The organism is Shewanella sp. KT0246, assembly GCF_019654955.1.
GTDB lineage: Bacteria > Pseudomonadota > Gammaproteobacteria > Enterobacterales > Shewanellaceae > Shewanella > Shewanella goraebulensis.
In genome coordinates, this window is the sequence record NZ_BPEV01000019.1 from 24,510 (window position 1) to 41,405 (window position 16,896).

Here is a 16,896-nt window from a genome sequence, read left to right on the forward strand (position 1 = left end):
AATAAAGCCGACATAATGTCGGCTTTTTACTTTTTGGCGAAATGATTAAGTTACTGATGAACCACTACGCCATTTTTGACGACATCTTTACACGGATTCAAGCCGTATGAGTAGGCCAGTTGTGCAGGAGTGGTGATATCCCATAAGCAAAAATCTGCCTGCATTCCTTGAGCTAATACGCCGACACTGTGCTCTATCCCTAATGCTTTGGCTGCATTGGCAGTAATGCCTTTTAACGCTTCTTCTGGGGTTAATCTAAATAGGGTACATGCCATATTTAACATCAGCAGCGTTGAGCAAATAGGGGATGAACCTGGGTTAAAATCACTGGCAACCACAATCGGCACTTGATGTTGGCGTAATAAATCAATTGGCGGCATTTTGGTTTCACGCAGGAAGTAATAAGCACCCGGTAATAAGGTGGCACAGGTGCCACTGGCGGCAAGGGCTTTAACGCCGTCTTCATCTAAGTATTCAATATGGTCAACGGATTTTGCGCCAAGTTTGGCTGCCATTGCCGAGCCACCCATATTGGATAATTGCTCTGCATGGAGCTTGATCTCAAGACCTGCTTCTTTCGCGGCAGTTAATACTCGCTCAGTTTGGTCTAAGTTGAATGCTATATTTTCACAAAATACATCAGCGGCATCAGCTAAACCTTGATCAATCACAGTTGGCAGCATGTCATTAATAACCACATCCACATAGGCATCAACATCGTCTTTGTATTCAGGTGGAATAGCGTGGGCACCTAAGAAAGTGGTTTTTACATCAACGTGGTGATGTTTACCTAACTCTCGGGCAACTTTCAATAACTTCACTTCTGTGTCGGTATCGAGGCCATAACCAGACTTTATTTCAACAGTGGTGACACCTTCTTTGGCTAAGGCATTTAAGCGTTGGCGACCTAACTCAAATAATTCCGCTTCATCAGCTTCACGACAGGCTTTTACGGTAGAAATAATACCGCCGCCAGCGCGAGCGATGTCTTCATAGCTTGCGCCCTGTAAGCGCATTTCGAACTCATTGGCTCGGCTACCAGCAAAGATTAAATGGGTATGAGCATCAATAAGTCCTGGAGTTAACCAACCGCCTTTGCCACGGTAGACTGGAATATCAAATACATCGAATTCAGGTAAATCTTTTCGCTGTCCAATCCAAGCAATTTTGCCATCTTTTACTGCTAAAGCTGCGTCGGTAATTGCGCCGTAAGCGGCTGAATTAGTTGGATCCATTGTAGCGATATTGACGTCAATCCAAACATGATCCCACGACATAGCAACTCCATTATCTGTAAAATTTTATTCTAATAGTGACAAAACAATACTTGTTTTTACTTGTATATACAAGGTAAGGTTAAAGCCGAGTTTTTAGTCAGTCAGTGGCTTTAATCGCCAATATCCTCATGATATCGGTGTTGTTTACAGCAATAAAGAGCGGTTTAAAACCATTATCACTGATGACATTAGATTGACAACCACCAATGGATAAGACGATGGCACTAGCAAAATTTGAACAAATTAAGCAGTACATTCTAGCTCGTATTGAAGCGGGCGAGTGGCGAGAAAATGATCGTGTGCCATCTGAAAATCAGTTAACCGAGTTAATGGATTGCAGCCGAATGACAGCTCGCCGCGCGTTAACTGAGTTAGTTGAATCTGGTGTGTTAGAGCGAAGCCAAGGCTTAGGTACATTTGTTGCGGGGCTTAAGTCGCAATCTTCTTTGTTGGCGATTCGAAACATTGCTGACGAAATTAAAGACCGCGGTCATGGCTATAGCGTTAAACAATTAGAACTAACCCAAGTTGCAGCAGAAGGCGCGGTGGCAGTTTCATTGGGGTTAGCAGAGGGTAGTCCGGTGTTTTACTCGGTATTAGTTCATTGCGAGCAAGACCAACCTTTGCAAGTGGAAGAGCGTTATGTGAATCCGCACATGATCCCCGATTATTTAAAACAAGATTTCAATCTGCTGACGCCTCATGAGTATTTATCTAAGGTTGCGCCGTTAACTGAGGCGCGCCACACCGTAGAAGCGGTGATTGCCAATGAGCAAACCCAACAACGATTAGCGATTGAAGCAACTGAGCCTTGCCTACAAATTTTACGTCGCACCTGGTCCCGTAAAGGTGTGGTGAGTTTTGCCCGTTTAATCCATCCCGGCAGTAAGTTCAGCTTGGGTGGCCATTTAACGTTTAATCAATAAAAACAGCAACAACAATAAATACAGTCAAACCATAGCCCCATTAACGACTTCATTAAATGGTGTTGTGGTTGAAGATTAATAAAAGGAAAAAGCATGAATAATAGACATGATCCTAGCCGCAATATTATTGCGCCACACGGCACTACACTCGCCTGTAAAAGCTGGTTAACAGAAGCTGCCATGCGCATGTTAATGAACAACCTGCACCCAGATGTGGCCGAGCGCCCTGAAGACTTAGTGGTTTATGGTGGGATTGGCCGTGCCGCCCGCGACTGGCAGTGTTATGACAAAATTATTGAAGTGCTGCAACGCCTTGAAGATGACGAAACTTTATTAGTGCAATCAGGTAAACCTGTGGGCGTATTTACCACCCATAGCAACGCGCCACGAGTGATTATTGCAAACTCAAACTTAGTACCACATTGGGCTAATTGGGAGCACTTTAACGAACTCGATAAGAAAGGTTTGGCAATGTACGGCCAAATGACCGCGGGTTCTTGGATTTATATTGGCACTCAAGGGATTGTTCAAGGCACTTACGAGACCTTTGTAGCAATGGCAAAACAACACTTTGGCGGCAGTGCTGCTGGTAAGTGGATTTTAACCGGTGGTCTTGGCGGCATGGGCGGTGCACAACCTTTGGCTGGCACTATGGCAGGATACTCAGTACTGGCATGTGAAGTCGATGAAACCCGTATTGATTTTCGCTTACGCACCCGTTATGTGGATAAAAAAGCCACGTCATTAGATGAAGCATTAGCAATCATTGATGAGGCTAATGCTTCTGGTAACCCTGTTTCTGTCGGTTTACTGGGTAATGCAGCTGATATCTTTGCTGAATTGGTTGAACGTGGTGTAACGCCAGACGTTGTGACAGACCAAACCTCTGCTCACGATCCATTAAACGGTTATTTACCTCAAGGTTGGACGTTAGAGCAAGCTGCTGAAATGCGCAAAACTGATGAAGCAGCAGTAGTAAGCGCTGCTAAAAAATCGATGGCAGTTCAAGTTAATGCCATGCTAGCACTGCAAGCGGCAGGGGCGGCAACAACCGATTATGGTAACAATATCCGTCAAATGGCATTTGAAGAAGGTGTTGAAAATGCCTTTGATTTCCCAGGTTTTGTTCCCGCTTATGTTCGCCCACTGTTTTGTGAAGGTATTGGACCGTTTCGCTGGGTAGCTTTATCTGGCGACCCTGAAGATATTTATAAAACCGATGCCAAGGTGAAAGAGCTCATTCCTGATAACCCGCATCTACACAATTGGTTAGACATGGCCCGTGAGCGTATTGAGTTTCAAGGCTTACCAGCCCGTATTTGTTGGGTGGGCTTAAAAGACCGCGCACGCTTGGCATTAGCGTTTAATGAAATGGTTAAAAATGGCGAGTTATCAGCACCGATTGTGATTGGTCGAGATCATTTAGATTCTGGCTCTGTTGCCAGTCCTAACCGTGAAACTGAATCAATGCTTGATGGTTCTGATGCCGTATCAGATTGGCCATTAATGAATGCCTTATTAAATACTGCCAGTGGCGCAACATGGGTGTCATTACACCATGGCGGTGGCGTCGGTATGGGCTTCAGTCAACACTCTGGTGTGGTTATTGTGGCTGATGGTAGCGATGATGCAGCGCAAAGATTGGGCCGCGTGTTATGGAATGACCCTGCAACAGGTGTGATGCGTCACGCTGATGCAGGATACGATATCGCCATTGACTGTGCCAAAGAGCAAGGTCTAGATTTACCAATGCAAGGAGCAAAGTAATGACTGCGACACAACATAGATTACTACTAAACCCAGGTACTTTATCATTAGCTCAGTTACGTAAAATTGGTCGTGGGTCGGTTCATATTACCTTAGTGGAAGAAGCCAAAGCGGATATCAACACCAGTGCAGGACTTGTCCAACAAGTGCTGGATGAAGGTCGCACTGTGTATGGCATTAATACTGGTTTTGGCTTGTTGGCGAACACTAAAATTGCCCCTGAAGATTTACAGTTACTGCAACGTTCAATTGTATTGTCACATGCTGCGGGCACTGGTCAATACATGCAAGATGCAACTGTACGTTTAATGATGGTGTTAAAAATTAATTCATTAAGTCGTGGCTTTTCGGGCATTCGATTAGAGGTGATTAATTTCCTTATTCAGCTAGTTAACGCGGGTGTTTACCCATGTATTCCTGAAAAGGGTTCAGTAGGAGCATCAGGTGATTTAGCGCCACTTTCACATATGTGTTTACCACTTTTAGGCGAAGGTGAGATGAGCTACCAAGGGCAAATCATCACAGCGACTGAAGGGCTGGAGATTGCTGGGCTTGAGCCAATTGAGCTTGCTGCTAAAGAAGGTTTAGCATTGTTAAATGGCACGCAAGCATCAACAGCATTAGCCCTTGAAGGCTTATTCCATGCTGAAGATTTATTTGCGGCTAGTTCGGTAATTGGCGCTATGAGTGTTGAAGCTGCAATGGGCAGTCGTAGCCCGTTTGATGCACGTATTCACGCGGCTCGTGGTCAAAAAGGTCAGATTGATTCTGCGGCTATTTTCCGTAATTTGCTGGGTGATGAGTCTGAAATCAGTGCTAGTCACGTAGATTGTGAAAAGGTACAAGATCCTTATTCACTGCGTTGTCAGCCACAAGTGTTAGGTGCATGTTTAACCCAAATTCGCCATGCTGCTGAAGTACTCGCTGTTGAATCAAACGGCGTAACTGATAACCCATTAGTATTCCAAGACACTGGCGATATTATCTCAGGTGGTAATTTCCATGCTGAACCTGTGGCCATGGCTGCTGATAACTTAGCGATTGCTATTGCTGAACTTGGCTCAATTGCAGAGCGTCGTATTGCGCTGTTAATTGATTCTAGCCTGTCTAAGCTGCCTCCATTCTTAGTTGAAAATGGCGGCGTTAACTCAGGGTTTATGATTGCTCAAGTTACCGCAGCAGCGCTTGCATCCGAAAATAAAACTTATGCTCATCCAGCATCTGTAGACAGCTTACCGACTTCAGCAAACCAAGAAGATCATGTCTCTATGGCCACATTTGCGGCGCGTCGCTTACGTGATATGTCTGAGAATACTCGTGGTGTATTAGCTGTTGAGCTACTGGCAGCGGCACAAGGGCTCGATTTCCGTAAACCTTTAGCGCCAAGTGATGCCGTGGCAAGCGCCAAAGCTGAGCTACGTGAAGTGGTCGATTATTATGACAAAGACCGTTTCTTTGCCCCAGATATCGATAATGCTACTGATTTGTTGTACAGCGCGAGTTTTAATCGCTACTTGCCAGCAGGCCTATTAGCTAGTTTCTAATGAATGACAGTTAATAAAAAAGGACCTTCAGGTCCTTTTTTATTGCCTTTAAACAGGGTTCTTCAATAAAGTTACATAGTGAAACCAATTGAAATTATCGCTGCTTCTGCGCTGGTATCGTAACCCGCGCCAATCACAAACCCTTCCATAAAGGTGTAACGGATGCCGACCTCAGCGCCCCATTCTTTTTGGCGGTCGCGTTCCCAAACAGGCTCTGCGCCTACGATTAGTGGTACGATATTATCTGTGGTATTTTCTTCATAAATGAATACAGTAGCACCGCCATAAACACTTAAATCTTGAGTTAAACTGTAGCTTAAACCAAAGCGCCACATGTATTCTTTGGCATAACCTTCACCGGCAGGATCGGGCACTTCAATGTCATATTCACTACCCCAAGCGTAACCAATGTAATACCCCCAATCAGCATAATCTGGATCAAAGTGTCTCGCTGCAATAGTGACACCAAACATATCGCCACGGGTATCAATGTAATCGACTAATAATGCAACTGAAGGGGTGAAGTTTTGCTCTTCATCAGTTGTGTTTGCTTGAGCGTGTTGACTAAAAGCTACTAAGCTAAAAGTAAGCGCGATGGTAAGCCAGAATTGTTTCATTGAGTACCTCTACCTGTTTGGATGGCGTTATTGTTAGGGTTTGAGAAACAGAGGTCAATATTTGCTCGTAGATTTACCATAGATCTCATGGAATGTTCTATTGTTGTTGTGAGTTTGTTTTATGTCAGTGGGTGGCTTAATGAGGTTTTGTCATATATTTGATTATCATCGTTTAAAACAAGAAATATGGTATGTTAGCCAATGATTTGTAGGTCATTAAAGGAATAAAGTAGTGGATAACGAGTTACGCACAGATATTGCCCAATGGTTATTGGAAGCGGGTGTAAATAGTCAGCCCTCTGACAGTTTGGCGACGTCGATTTTACTGTTTGCTAGTTTTTTGATTGCAACTATTGCTTACTACATCACTAAAAAAGTGTTTGTAAAAGCAGTGAATACAGTCATCCAAAAATCTGCGGTAACTTGGGATGATATTTTCATGCGCTATGGCGTATTGGAAAAGTTGGCTTTGTTAGTTCCGGCATTCATTCTCGACTTGTTTGTGCCTATTGTATTAACCCATCAGGAATTATTAGGCATCATACTTGACCGCAGTTTAAGTGTACTGGTGGTGATTTTTATCATTCGCGCATTGTATTCAGGTCTCGATGCCATGAACGAAATTGCTGACGTCAAATTAATCAGCCGTCGTTTACCTGTTAAAAGCTTTGTACAGCTGACCAAATTATTCTTATTTTTCATTGGTGCCATTATTTCGGTATCAGTACTTGCAGATCAGTCGCCAATTTATTTTTTAAGTGGTTTAGGTGTTGCGACCGGTTTAGTGATGTTGGTGTTTAGAGACACCATCTTAGGATTCGTTGCTGGTATTCAGCTTGCTGCAAACCGCATGGTGAGCAAAGGTGACTGGATTCAAATGGATAAATACGGCGCAGATGGCGCGGTAGATGAAGTTTCTCTTAACACGGTTAAAGTTCGTAATTGGGATAACACTATTACGATGATCCCAGCTTATGCTCTAGTATCAGACGCTTTTAAAAACTGGCGTGGTATGTCTGAAAAGGGCGGTCGCCGTATTAAGCGTTCGATTAACCTTGATGTGAATAGCATTCATTTTTTATCAGCGGAAGAAGTGGCGCGATTATCTAAAGTGAATTATTTAAAAGATTACTTCCCTAAAATAATCTCCGAAATCACTCATTCAAATGAACAAGTCAGTGACTTTGATATGCCTGTTAATGGTCGCCGCTTGACGAATGTGGGTACCTTTAGAGCTTATTTAGATGCATATTTACGTCACAACAATAAGCTTCATAAAGACATGACCTTAATGGTACGTCAGCTTGCGCCAACCACTGAAGGTTTACCTATTGAGCTGTACGTATTTACCAATGATACCCGTTGGGCATTTTACGAAGGGATCCAAGCGGATATTTTCGACCATGTGTTTGCCATTTTGCCTGAGTTTGGTTTAAAGGCATTTCAAAATCCGACAGGTAATGACATCCGTAGTATTAAACCTGAAGCAGAGGTTCATTAAGCGAGCTTTTTTGCTTTTCTTTTAATAATACTCAAACTATTGGATTGGCTGTGTACTTTAAAAGCCATCGATTAAAAACAAGCTATTAAAGTCAAACTAAGCCAAAGCCTAGTTTGGCTTAGTTTCTGATGATTCCATTCTGGGCTCATACACGGGGATCACTTTAGGGTGACGTCCCGTTATCCCTCTAAAGAAGTCCATTATTTGATTCATATCTGTGGTCATATCCCCGCTCGTATCCATTGGAGTATTGAGCACAATAGATTTGCGTGAAAAATCTAATCCAACGGTAATGATAGGAACCTTGGCCTTAACTGCAATATGATAAAACCCTGTTTTCCATCGGGTAACAGCACTGCGAGTCCCTTCGGGGGCTAACGCCAATTTATATTGGTTATCAGCTTCAAAAAGCTGCACTGCGGCATCGACCATATTGTTATTCTTACTGCGATTAACAGGGCTACCGCCTAACCATCTGAAAAACCATCCCCATGGCGGAATAAACAATTGATGCTTACCCAGAAAGTGAATTTTTATCCCTAATGCTGAGCGAGCAATAATACCAATGATAAAGTCCCAGTTGCTGGTATGAGGGCCAACAACCATGATGAATTGACCTTCACGAGGGGCACTACCTTCAAAGCGCCAGCCATTAATATTAAGTAGCCATAAACTAATTTTACGAAACATGGACTATTTTCCAGTTTATTTGTATCTGATACGCTAGAATCTAGCGATAAGATAATGAAATATTTTACGATTATCATATTGAGGACTGTAAGTGTTCAAGGTGATATCGTTTTAGCAACAGTGTCGTTTTTATCTGAAAAATATCAGGTAGAAAGACAAGTTGAGCCATTAATGAGTATCAACGTCAGTGCTGTGATAGTTAACTAACCTATCGTATTCATTGCCGTAATACAAAAGTGCCAATTGATTATTTGTTTGTAGAAATGACGATTAGGCAATGAGCAAGGAGAGTGTGTGAAGCACCTTACAATAATCAGTATTAATGTCATTTGTATGCTGTTTTCAATGGTAACCATTACGCAAGCTATTGCAGCAGATAAAGTTGTAGAGGAACAGGTTGCAAAGGAACAAGCAGCGAGCGAAACGGCTAGCCAAACACAAACCGAGCAAGCATTGAAAACTGTGCCGCTAAAGCCCTCGACCACAGAAAAAGTCGAAGTGGGTTCAATTGAGCCTGTTGATAGTGTTGATACTAAAGAAACACTAGCCAGTGAACCAGAAGCCGCTACAGTGAACGATGTTGTTAATAGCACCACAGATGAGGTCGTAAAACAGCCTGAAACATTTACTCCAATCACACCTGTAGCCGCGGTTGATATTAATCCTGAAGATGCAGCGCCTATTTCACTAGATGAAGTGAATTCTGATAGTGCTATCCCAACCGATCGTATTCGTTCAGTGATTTCGAACCAAGAGAAGGCTTGGAATAGTGGCAATATTGATGCCTACATGGAAGGTTACTGGAAAAGTGACAAACTACGTTTTGTATCAAACGGCAAATATAATTATGGTTGGGATTCTATTCTTGCCAGTTATAAGCGCAGTTACCCAACAGCACAACGTATGGGTAAACTCAGCTTCAATGTACGCGAAATCAAAATGTTGAGTAACTACGCAGCGTTAGTCGTTGGACGTTGGACACTAGAGCGGGCCAAGGACAAACCTAGCGGTGTATTTACCTTATTGATAGAGCGTATTGATGATAAATGGGTTATCACTCACGACCATTCATCAGATTAGTCATTATCAAGGTAAACTTTAGATCCTAGGGCAATTATTCAAGTTTAATATTGAATTTCTGTTGCCCTAAATTTCTCGCTTTGCCATCAAAACGCACTTCAGTAAATTGGATATTTCCTAGGGCATCTTGTATCACAATGCTGGTGGATCGTGTGCCGTACTCTGGATGCTTAATAAAAATTGCTGACAGTAACCTTTCCCATTCTAGATCAATACCAGTACTCGGTAAGCTGGCATCGTCCGCTTCGGATTCATCACGCATCAAGTTCAGCATTTGTTCTATATCTGGCTCATTATGGCTCAATACATGCTGCTCTAACGCTTGTTGCCCTTTAGCCATCTTTGGCCATACATCATCTAAAGCGCCATTACTTACAGCATGAAAGCCTTTATTCAAAGGTAGATTTTCAGCTGTGGAGCTATTAAAACACCACAGTTTTTTGTCTTGCTGATAAACCAAATTGAATGGACTGTAATTGGCACTGTGTTGCTTTAGCCATTGCTCATTAAAATCGGTATCACTCGATAAGGCTTTAAGCACTAATTCTCCACGACTGCGCATGCCTTCGCTTTCAGTGTTGTGACGGATATTGGTAAGTGCAGCGAACTGTCCGAGCTTGTTTACGCCTAACCAAGTGCCACCTGCTTGTAAGTCTTTACCAGCAATGATTTGCGATGTATTAATTGTTTGTGGCCAACAATGAGCTGGCTCAGTAGGGCGGTGATGGAATTCATCACGATTAGCGCAAACGATTAACGGCCATTTAGGATGCATGTCGACAGCGATAAATAAAATGCACATAAACTCTACCAAAAGAAGGTGATAAAACATCATAACCTAATTTTTAAAGGCTAAGCATTAGCAAAAGAAGATTACTCATTTAAGGAGAATTGGGAGATGACTAGGAGAAGGTTCCTTTGATGAGTTGTTAGCCAAGACAAACGCTCAATGCCGAAGGTTAGCTAGGGCAATGAGCGATTTAACCATTCAATTAATGGTGATGTTTATGGTTATGTTTTTGACCAGAGTCAGAGCCATGGTTGTGAGCATGTTCGTGGTCATGGTTGTGGCCTTTAAACTTGATCATCAAACGGCTGAGAAACTCTCTTGGGCCTAAGCGTAGTAGGCTTGCGCTGAAAATTAACCCAACTATCACTACGCCGGCAATATTGATGCTATTCGGTAAAATTAATAGCTGATGCCAATCGCCTAACAACTGTTCTGCAAATAATAACGCGATGGCTAATACTGCTGTTAATGCCGCGCGCATGGTCCAATTCATTAATTTAAGCTGGCTGATACTAAGTACTGGTGCAGCAATCAATGCGAAAGCGACAGCAACGTTACTCCAGCCACTATAAGCTAAAGAGAGTGCCAATACTGCAGCGCCGAGATTACAGAAACGCATTGGTAAAAATACTGCCAGTAATATCATCACTTGTAATGCTGGGTGCTCAAGATGTACTGATGGATGACCAATCAGATTCGCCAAAATCAGGCTTAATGCAATCCAAGGTGCACTTCGGTCAACGAGATGTGCAAAGCCAAAACGCCAACATGAAGTCGGCAAGTTCTCATGAGGGTCGGTCAGTTCGACTTTCCCTAAACTTAATAATAATCCTACAAGTAGCAAACCAATCGCTTGATACAGAGCAAACCAAGGGCCAAGCAATAGCAATGTAATAAATAGGGCTTCGGGACCAGCAAGGCGTTGTAACCAACGGCTGGATAAACTGTTATTTTGAGGCGATAATCCAGCTTTAAAGCGAGCGGTCGCAATTAAATAACTGATAATGACAACAGGTGAAACGGTCAGTAACCAATTAATAAATTGGCCTGAGCCATGACTATGATGGACATGATCATGACCACCAGTATCAACAAGTACTAACACGGCAAGTAAAGCGACACCCAATAAGCTGCCAATGCCTGCTTGATATTGATAGCGCCCTTGCTGATCTTCATCATGATTTCCGTGAGGTTGATGCAATACAACATGCAAGATTGAACCAGTCACAAAGGCTTGTAAATAAACGGTATTGTCGATGCTAATATGTTGAAGAAGCTGCTCGCCTGTAAAATATCCCACACCGGTTAAAATCATCATTGCGGCAAGGACGGCACTCGCCCATCGGGTACCTACTTGTGGTTTCAGCAGCCACCAAATCGCTACTCCTACTGGTAAACGATGCATGACTACGCCGAGAGCTAGCAAAATGGAATTGCCCTCTTGCTGGGCTAATACCATAGCACCACCATCCGTAATGGTATGAAGGAGTAAGCCACCGATACCTAAGGTTAGGGTGACATTATGGGTAATATCTGAGTAACGGTGAAATAGTCTTTCGCTAGCGGTTGGCCCCCAAAGTCCAAGGACAACAAAAAATAGGGTGAGGATCCCGCCATGTTCAAGCAGTTCTGGCAAAATATGGATAAGCACTAGCCCGCCTAAAGAGACGAAGATAAATCCATCTAGGCCTTTATGTAGTCCACTTCCAGAAGAAAAGTAGCGATAACAAAGCGGCCCAAATAAAAGTGCGATACAACTAGCGACAAGATAGAGCATGGAATCCAAAAGAATCTAAGAAACGGAAAAAACAATCAAGTATATCCTAGTATTTAGCTTAACTTAATACTTGGGTTGCTTGATTATCCATCATCATGAGAATTTACACGGTAAAGCCTAATAGAAATCGTTAAAAAATAAACTAATTTTACTGCTCATACCTCCTAAATAGCTGTATTAAGTATACAATAGCGTTTCTTTGTTAATTATTAATAGAATAAATGTAATGGACATATTTTCAGCCGCAGTGATGTTATTTTTGATCATGGATCCGTTAGGGAACTTGCCAATATTTGCATCAATCTTGAGGCATATAGAACCTAAAAAGCGTCGCCGAGTACTAATCCGCGAGTTATTAATTGCGCTTGCCATTATGCTGCTATTTTTATTCGCTGGTGAAGCGATTCTTAATTTTCTAAATTTACGTCAAGAGTCGGTCAGTATTGCTGGCGGTATCATATTGTTTTTAATTGCAATTAAAATGATATTTCCACAGCCTGGTGGTGTAGTAGGCCTTGCCGCTGGTGAAGAACCCTTTATCGTACCTATGGCTATTCCGCTTATGGCTGGCCCTTCAGTGTTAGCGGCGTTAATTTTACTTGCTCATAGTGATAGCTCACGAATGACGGACTGGACGATTGCTTTATTTGCTGCATGGGGCGTAAGTGCGGTTATTTTGCTGTTTTATAAAGTCTTCACGCGACTATTGGGTGAAAAAGGCCTTACCGCGGTAGAGCGACTAATGGGAATGGTGCTAGTAATGATATCGGTGCAAATGTTCCTTGATGGGGTATCGAGTTACTTGAAAAGTACTGCATGAGATTAGCGATGATCCTTACAGGGATAATTTTCGTATATTAAGGCCGCCATAGCGGTCTTTTTTGTACCTGATGTTTAACGATAAGTTTTTGTTATTTAGAGGTATTAACCTATTTATTGGGCTGGTGTATATTTATGCGAACATTGGTTGTGTAAATGTGGTTAAAAAATCTCGCACCCCAATTGTAACTGCTGAGTGATAACTGTTAATGTTCGGTTAACCTATAATGTTGTAAGTTGAATTATGAAACGGATTTTAGCAGTACTTTTAAGCGGTTCTTTGCTGGCGTGCAGCCACCAAACTGCAGTTCAAAACACTCATGCAGAGGTTAAACCACCGAAAATACAGTGTGGTGCCACTCCGCCGCTACTTGATACTCAAGGGATAAGAGATAATTTACTCGAGCGTGGGGATATCACCCTCGATATGACTGAAGCAGAGCAACAAGCTGTAGTTAATGAATATATAGCGAAACGCAATAATGCCTACAAAAAATGTAAACAAGGGAAGTAGTTATGGCTAATAAATTTAAGCAACCTCGAACATCTTTGATTACACCGGTAGCATTATCTTTGGCGGCATTATTCAGCGTATCTTCCATAGCAGCTCCGATAAAACATACATCTCCTGCCGATGCTGGCGTGATAAACCCACAACAAATTATTTATTGGCTAACCAAACGCGGTGAATTAAGCGTCGATGCATCTGATGGCGAAAAACAAATAGCACTGCAGAATTTTACCCGTAAAGCCCGTGCTAACAACCATGCTGTGCCAGCAGAGCAAACAAAACGAGTTAATCAAATTGCGCGCACTAAACAGCAACAGAATGCTAGCTCTGTGGTTGCCTTCGCCGATAGCGACATCAAAAAAGCGGTTAATGTGCTTGCTGTATTGGTTGATTTTCCTGACTTGCCTTACAACGACAATAGGCTGACTTCTGCCGATACAGGGATGTATTACAGCAATTATTCTGTGGAGCACTACGAAGACATTTTATTTTCGAAAACGGGTTTTACTGGGCCTAATGGTGAGAATCTAGAAACTGCATTTCAGTATTTTGATCAAGCATCGGGCGAAACATTTACCTTTGATGGTGAAGTGAAAGGTTGGGTGACTGCAGATAACAACGCTGCATTTTATGGCGGCAATGACGCCAACAATAACGATGATGATAAAGCGGCGCCTGAGTTAGTAATGGAAGCGGTGACAAAGGCTGTGGCAGGAATGACCACCGCTGAGTTAGCTCAATACGATATTGAAGATCCTTACGATATCAACAATAACGGCAATCTTGATGAGCCTGATGGCATCATTGACCATATTGTTATTTTTCATTCAAGTGTCGGTGAAGAGGCTGGTGGTGGTGTGCTAGGTACAGATGCTATTTGGTCTCACAGATACTATGTTGGTGTGAGCACGTTTGGTAGTACGCTGCCAGGCACATCAATGAAAGTTTATGGCTATACCGTTCAGCCAATTGATTCAGCAACTGGGGTGATTACCCATGAGTTCGGTCATGATCTTGGATTACCTGATGAATATGACACCTCAGGCACAGCAGGCTCTGGCTCTCCTGTCGGTAGCTGGTCATTAATGTCTGGCGGCTCTTGGGTTGGCCAAGAAACGGCAGGCAATTATATTGCTGGTACTAGGCCTTCCGGCTTCAGCCCTTATGCACGTTCTTATCTGCAACAGCGTTATAAAGGTAAATGGGTTAACGAACAAACCATCAATTGGGCTGATATTGGTGAAACAGGCTTTTCGGCCGATTTAGTTTCGGCGGTCAATGCTGATGCAGTGAATCAACTGTCAATCGCACTGCCAACTGCCTCAGTAGATTTTAAGCAACCGCTGACAGGTGAGTATCAATACCACTCAGGTAAAGGTCATTTAATGACAAACACCATGAATTTTAATCTTGATGTACCAGAAGGGACGCCATTATTACTGTCATTCCAAGCCCATTGGGATATTGAGGTGGATTATGACTATACCCAAGTATTAATTAACGGTGTTGCTATTGAAGGTAATCACACGGCCGCTTCTAATCCTCTTTACAGTAACGTTTCCCATTATATTTCAGGCTTATCGAGTGATATTAGTTCAGCTAGTGGTGCTGATTCATGGGTCGAGCTGACCTACGACTTAGCTGCTTATGCGGGTCAAAATGTACAAGTTGAAATTAATTACATCACTGATGAAGCCGTTGGTGGATACGGGATAGCCATTGATGATATCGCGTTGACCCATCAAGGAAGTGTGGTTTATCAAGACGGCGCAGAATCTGCTGATGCAGTTACCCTAGATGGTTTTGCACGAATAGATGACAGCTTACCAGGCTTGCCGCAACGTTATATTGTCCAACTTAGAAACTATCAAGGAATTGATGAAGGCTTAGCTAATATCGGCTATGAGTCAGGTGTTCTCTTATGGCTTGAGAATGAGAATTATGAGGACAATAACGTTACTGAGCATGCAGGTTACGGATTAATTGGTCTGGTTGATGCGGATCAAAACTTAATCACGAATGGCTCAACTGATGTGCAAATTCGCGATGCGAGCTTTAGCTTATACCCACAGACTACGTATCCGTCAGACGCACACCTAAGCAATATCAGCTTGTTTGATGATAGTCGTGACTATAGTGCACCATTACAACCGCAGTCAGGCATGATATTACGAGAGCTAGGTTTAACCATGAATGTGACGGCGCAATCGACCAACAGTGATACCGCGACGGTTGAATTTAAACGTAGTGTTGTTATCACTGACCCAGGCGAAACGTCACTGGAAGCAAGCTTTGATGTTGTTGTCAGCGATTATACAGCTGTGTTCACCGCTAACGCTGAAGGTGGTGAGGGTGATTACATTTATGCATGGGCGTTTGGTGAGGCTGGTGTAACAAGCACGTTAGCAAACCCAACACATACTTATACGAGTTCAGATGGTTTTGTCGTCACACTAACCGTTACAGACTCAGCAGGTGAGACTGCTACTTATAGTCGAATCGTTGAGGTAGTCATTCCTATAGCAGCTGACTTTGACATTACAATAGTGGGCGATAATGATATGACAGTTCGTTTGACCAATAATACCTCTGGTGGCTTTGGTGATTTGAACTACTCATGGGATATGGGGGATGGCAATACTGTAACTGGTGAAAATCCAGCTGATTACACCTATGCTGCCGATGGTAGCTATACCATCTTACTGACAGTAACAGATGAAAAAGGCAATCAACACCTTCATGCAGTAAGCTTAACCTTTCCGATAGTTGTAACCGAAGAAAACGTCGATAGTGGTGACAGTAGCGGTGGTAGCTTAGGCTGGTTCACCTTATTGATACTGAGTTTATTAACTCGCAACAGACTCAATATTAAAAGAAAGATTTAGTGTTCGAAGTCCATCACTAGATAGAAATAGGCATGGTGAACACCATGCCTTTCTTTTTGCTGAAAGTTATAGGTTTATATAAGCTTTGAGACAAAGGCTTATCCCAGATTAATTTTAGCGACAGCGGCAGGTAAGAAAATTTCACTGACGATAATGTCTTGCTCAGCTAAATTGAAATAGCGGCGACGTCCCCATAGTGGTGAATCCACTTCTTGAGATAAACTGGTGGCAAGCTTGGCTAATTTGCTGCAACTTTCAAACTCTGCAACTTCGATTTTGCCTGGAGTAATATTGTCGCTTGAAAACAACAGTTCGCCTAAAGGCCTAGTACCTAATCCTTTAAAGTTATGTTGCTGACTGGCCGATAAGCTTTCAGGTATTAATGTGCGGGCAAATACCCATGGCTCACCATCAAGACATAACAATACTTCTCGGACCCAAACTCGGCTTTGATTAGGGCATTCACCAGCTAATGGAGCAGTAAGGTGCTCACCAAGAACTTTGACTTCAAAATGTTGGCAACAGCTTCTTAATTTTTGAGTTAAACTGCCCGTGGCAAGTAACCATTCTTTTAGGGCTGTTTTTGGCATAGAATGGAACTTCTCAGGTGAAAACCATTGGATTGATTCACCGTAGGGAAAGCTTAGGCTGGTCACTGTCATTCTTTACTCGTTACAATGTACAAAACGAGTGCAGTTTATCACGGTAGCGC

The 16,896-nt window shown here is 42.8% G+C and carries 14 protein-coding genes; 8 read left to right on the forward strand and 6 right to left on the reverse strand.

Translation table 11 applies throughout. The features are described from left to right. Window positions 1-50 precede the first annotated feature (50 nt). Window positions 51-1,277, reverse strand: coding sequence for an imidazolonepropionase (hutI, locus tag K5Q58_RS11010; RefSeq protein ID WP_220753980.1), 1,227 nt, complete (start codon window positions 1,275-1,277; stop codon window positions 51-53). Window positions 1,278-1,495: 218 nt separating this feature from the next. Here hutI and hutC point away from each other — a divergent pair, with 218 nt between their 5' ends. From hutC to hutH, 3 genes are all read left to right on the forward strand, one after another. Next, the gene (hutC, locus tag K5Q58_RS11015) at window positions 1,496-2,203 is read left to right on the forward strand and encodes a histidine utilization repressor (RefSeq protein WP_220753981.1); all 708 of its coding nucleotides are present in this window, start codon (window positions 1,496-1,498) and stop codon (window positions 2,201-2,203) included. A gap of 93 nt (window positions 2,204-2,296) precedes the next feature. Beyond that, on the forward strand, window positions 2,297-3,970 hold the full coding sequence (gene hutU, locus K5Q58_RS11020) for a urocanate hydratase (protein ID WP_220753982.1): 1,674 nt from the start codon (window positions 2,297-2,299) through the stop codon (window positions 3,968-3,970). Beyond that, the gene (gene hutH / locus K5Q58_RS11025) at window positions 3,970-5,514 is read left to right on the forward strand and encodes a histidine ammonia-lyase (protein WP_220753983.1); all 1,545 of its coding nucleotides are present in this window, start codon (window positions 3,970-3,972) and stop codon (window positions 5,512-5,514) included. Before hutU ends, hutH begins: the two co-directional genes overlap by 1 nt. Before the next feature lie 71 nt (window positions 5,515-5,585). On the opposite strand, the gene K5Q58_RS11030 is transcribed toward hutH, so the two are convergent. Then, window positions 5,586-6,131 carry a TonB-dependent receptor gene (locus K5Q58_RS11030; protein WP_220753984.1) on the reverse strand — a complete coding sequence of 182 codons (546 nt, stop codon included), beginning with the start codon at window positions 6,129-6,131 and terminating at the stop codon, window positions 5,586-5,588. A gap of 232 nt (window positions 6,132-6,363) precedes the next feature. Here K5Q58_RS11030 and K5Q58_RS11035 point away from each other — a divergent pair, with 232 nt between their 5' ends. Then, window positions 6,364-7,632, forward strand: a complete 1,269-nt coding sequence (locus K5Q58_RS11035) for a mechanosensitive ion channel family protein (protein ID WP_220753985.1) — start codon at window positions 6,364-6,366, stop codon at window positions 7,630-7,632. A 108-nt stretch (window positions 7,633-7,740) separates the two neighbouring features. Here K5Q58_RS11035 and K5Q58_RS11040 read toward each other — a convergent pair whose 3' ends face one another. After that, window positions 7,741-8,322, reverse strand: coding sequence for a lysophospholipid acyltransferase family protein (locus K5Q58_RS11040; RefSeq protein ID WP_220753986.1), 582 nt, complete (start codon window positions 8,320-8,322; stop codon window positions 7,741-7,743). Between the two features lie 657 nt (window positions 8,323-8,979). Here K5Q58_RS11040 and K5Q58_RS21150 point away from each other — a divergent pair. Then, window positions 8,980-9,402 carry a DUF4440 domain-containing protein gene (locus tag K5Q58_RS21150; protein ID WP_259651322.1) on the forward strand — a complete coding sequence of 141 codons (423 nt, stop codon included), beginning with the start codon at window positions 8,980-8,982 and terminating at the stop codon, window positions 9,400-9,402. Between the two features lie 34 nt (window positions 9,403-9,436). Here K5Q58_RS21150 and K5Q58_RS11050 read toward each other — a convergent pair whose 3' ends face one another. Next, window positions 9,437-10,204, reverse strand: a complete 768-nt coding sequence (locus K5Q58_RS11050) for an NRDE family protein (protein ID WP_220753987.1) — start codon at window positions 10,202-10,204, stop codon at window positions 9,437-9,439. A 190-nt stretch (window positions 10,205-10,394) separates the two neighbouring features. After that, entirely contained in the window at window positions 10,395-11,969 is a 1,575-nt protein-coding gene (locus tag K5Q58_RS11055) for a metal transporter (protein ID WP_220754056.1), read from the reverse strand. Window positions 11,970-12,195: 226 nt separating this feature from the next. Between K5Q58_RS11055 and K5Q58_RS11060 the strand changes: the two genes are divergently transcribed. From K5Q58_RS11060 to K5Q58_RS11070, 3 genes are all read left to right on the forward strand, one after another. Further along, a complete protein-coding gene (locus K5Q58_RS11060) occupies window positions 12,196-12,789 on the forward strand; it encodes a YhgN family NAAT transporter (protein ID WP_220753988.1) in 594 nt (197 codons plus the stop codon). A 243-nt stretch (window positions 12,790-13,032) separates the two neighbouring features. Next, window positions 13,033-13,302 (forward strand): hypothetical protein, encoded by a 270-nt coding sequence (locus tag K5Q58_RS11065; RefSeq protein WP_220753989.1) that lies wholly within the window; start codon window positions 13,033-13,035, stop codon window positions 13,300-13,302. 2 nt (window positions 13,303-13,304) lie between these two features. Continuing rightward, complete coding sequence (locus K5Q58_RS11070; RefSeq protein ID WP_220753990.1) at window positions 13,305-16,184, forward strand: immune inhibitor A domain-containing protein; 2,880 nt, start codon at window positions 13,305-13,307, stop codon at window positions 16,182-16,184. A 98-nt stretch (window positions 16,185-16,282) separates the two neighbouring features. Here K5Q58_RS11070 and K5Q58_RS11075 read toward each other — a convergent pair whose 3' ends face one another. Continuing rightward, window positions 16,283-16,846, reverse strand: a complete 564-nt coding sequence (locus tag K5Q58_RS11075; protein WP_220753991.1) for a chorismate lyase — start codon at window positions 16,844-16,846, stop codon at window positions 16,283-16,285. Window positions 16,847-16,896 lie beyond the last annotated feature (50 nt).

Excerpts from the sequence above, each read along its gene's own strand:
- hutI (WP_220753980.1), bottom strand. The coding sequence starts at position 1,277 with ATGTCGTGGGATCATGTTTGGATTGACGTCAATATCGCTACAATGGAT.
- hutC (WP_220753981.1), top strand. The coding sequence starts at position 1,496 with ATGGCACTAGCAAAATTTGAACAAATTAAGCAGTACATTCTAGCTCGT.
- hutU (WP_220753982.1), top strand. The coding sequence starts at position 2,297 with ATGAATAATAGACATGATCCTAGCCGCAATATTATTGCGCCACACGGC.
- hutH (WP_220753983.1), top strand. The coding sequence starts at position 3,970 with ATGACTGCGACACAACATAGATTACTACTAAACCCAGGTACTTTATCA.
- K5Q58_RS11030 (WP_220753984.1), bottom strand. The coding sequence starts at position 6,131 with ATGAAACAATTCTGGCTTACCATCGCGCTTACTTTTAGCTTAGTAGCT.
- K5Q58_RS11040 (WP_220753986.1), bottom strand. The coding sequence starts at position 8,322 with ATGTTTCGTAAAATTAGTTTATGGCTACTTAATATTAATGGCTGGCGC.
- K5Q58_RS11050 (WP_220753987.1), bottom strand. The coding sequence starts at position 10,204 with ATGTGCATTTTATTTATCGCTGTCGACATGCATCCTAAATGGCCGTTA.
- K5Q58_RS11055 (WP_220754056.1), bottom strand. The coding sequence starts at position 11,969 with ATGCTCTATCTTGTCGCTAGTTGTATCGCACTTTTATTTGGGCCGCTT.
- K5Q58_RS11060 (WP_220753988.1), top strand. The coding sequence starts at position 12,196 with ATGGACATATTTTCAGCCGCAGTGATGTTATTTTTGATCATGGATCCG.
- K5Q58_RS11065 (WP_220753989.1), top strand. The coding sequence starts at position 13,033 with ATGAAACGGATTTTAGCAGTACTTTTAAGCGGTTCTTTGCTGGCGTGC.
- K5Q58_RS11070 (WP_220753990.1), top strand. The coding sequence starts at position 13,305 with ATGGCTAATAAATTTAAGCAACCTCGAACATCTTTGATTACACCGGTA.
- K5Q58_RS11075 (WP_220753991.1), bottom strand. The coding sequence starts at position 16,846 with ATGACAGTGACCAGCCTAAGCTTTCCCTACGGTGAATCAATCCAATGG.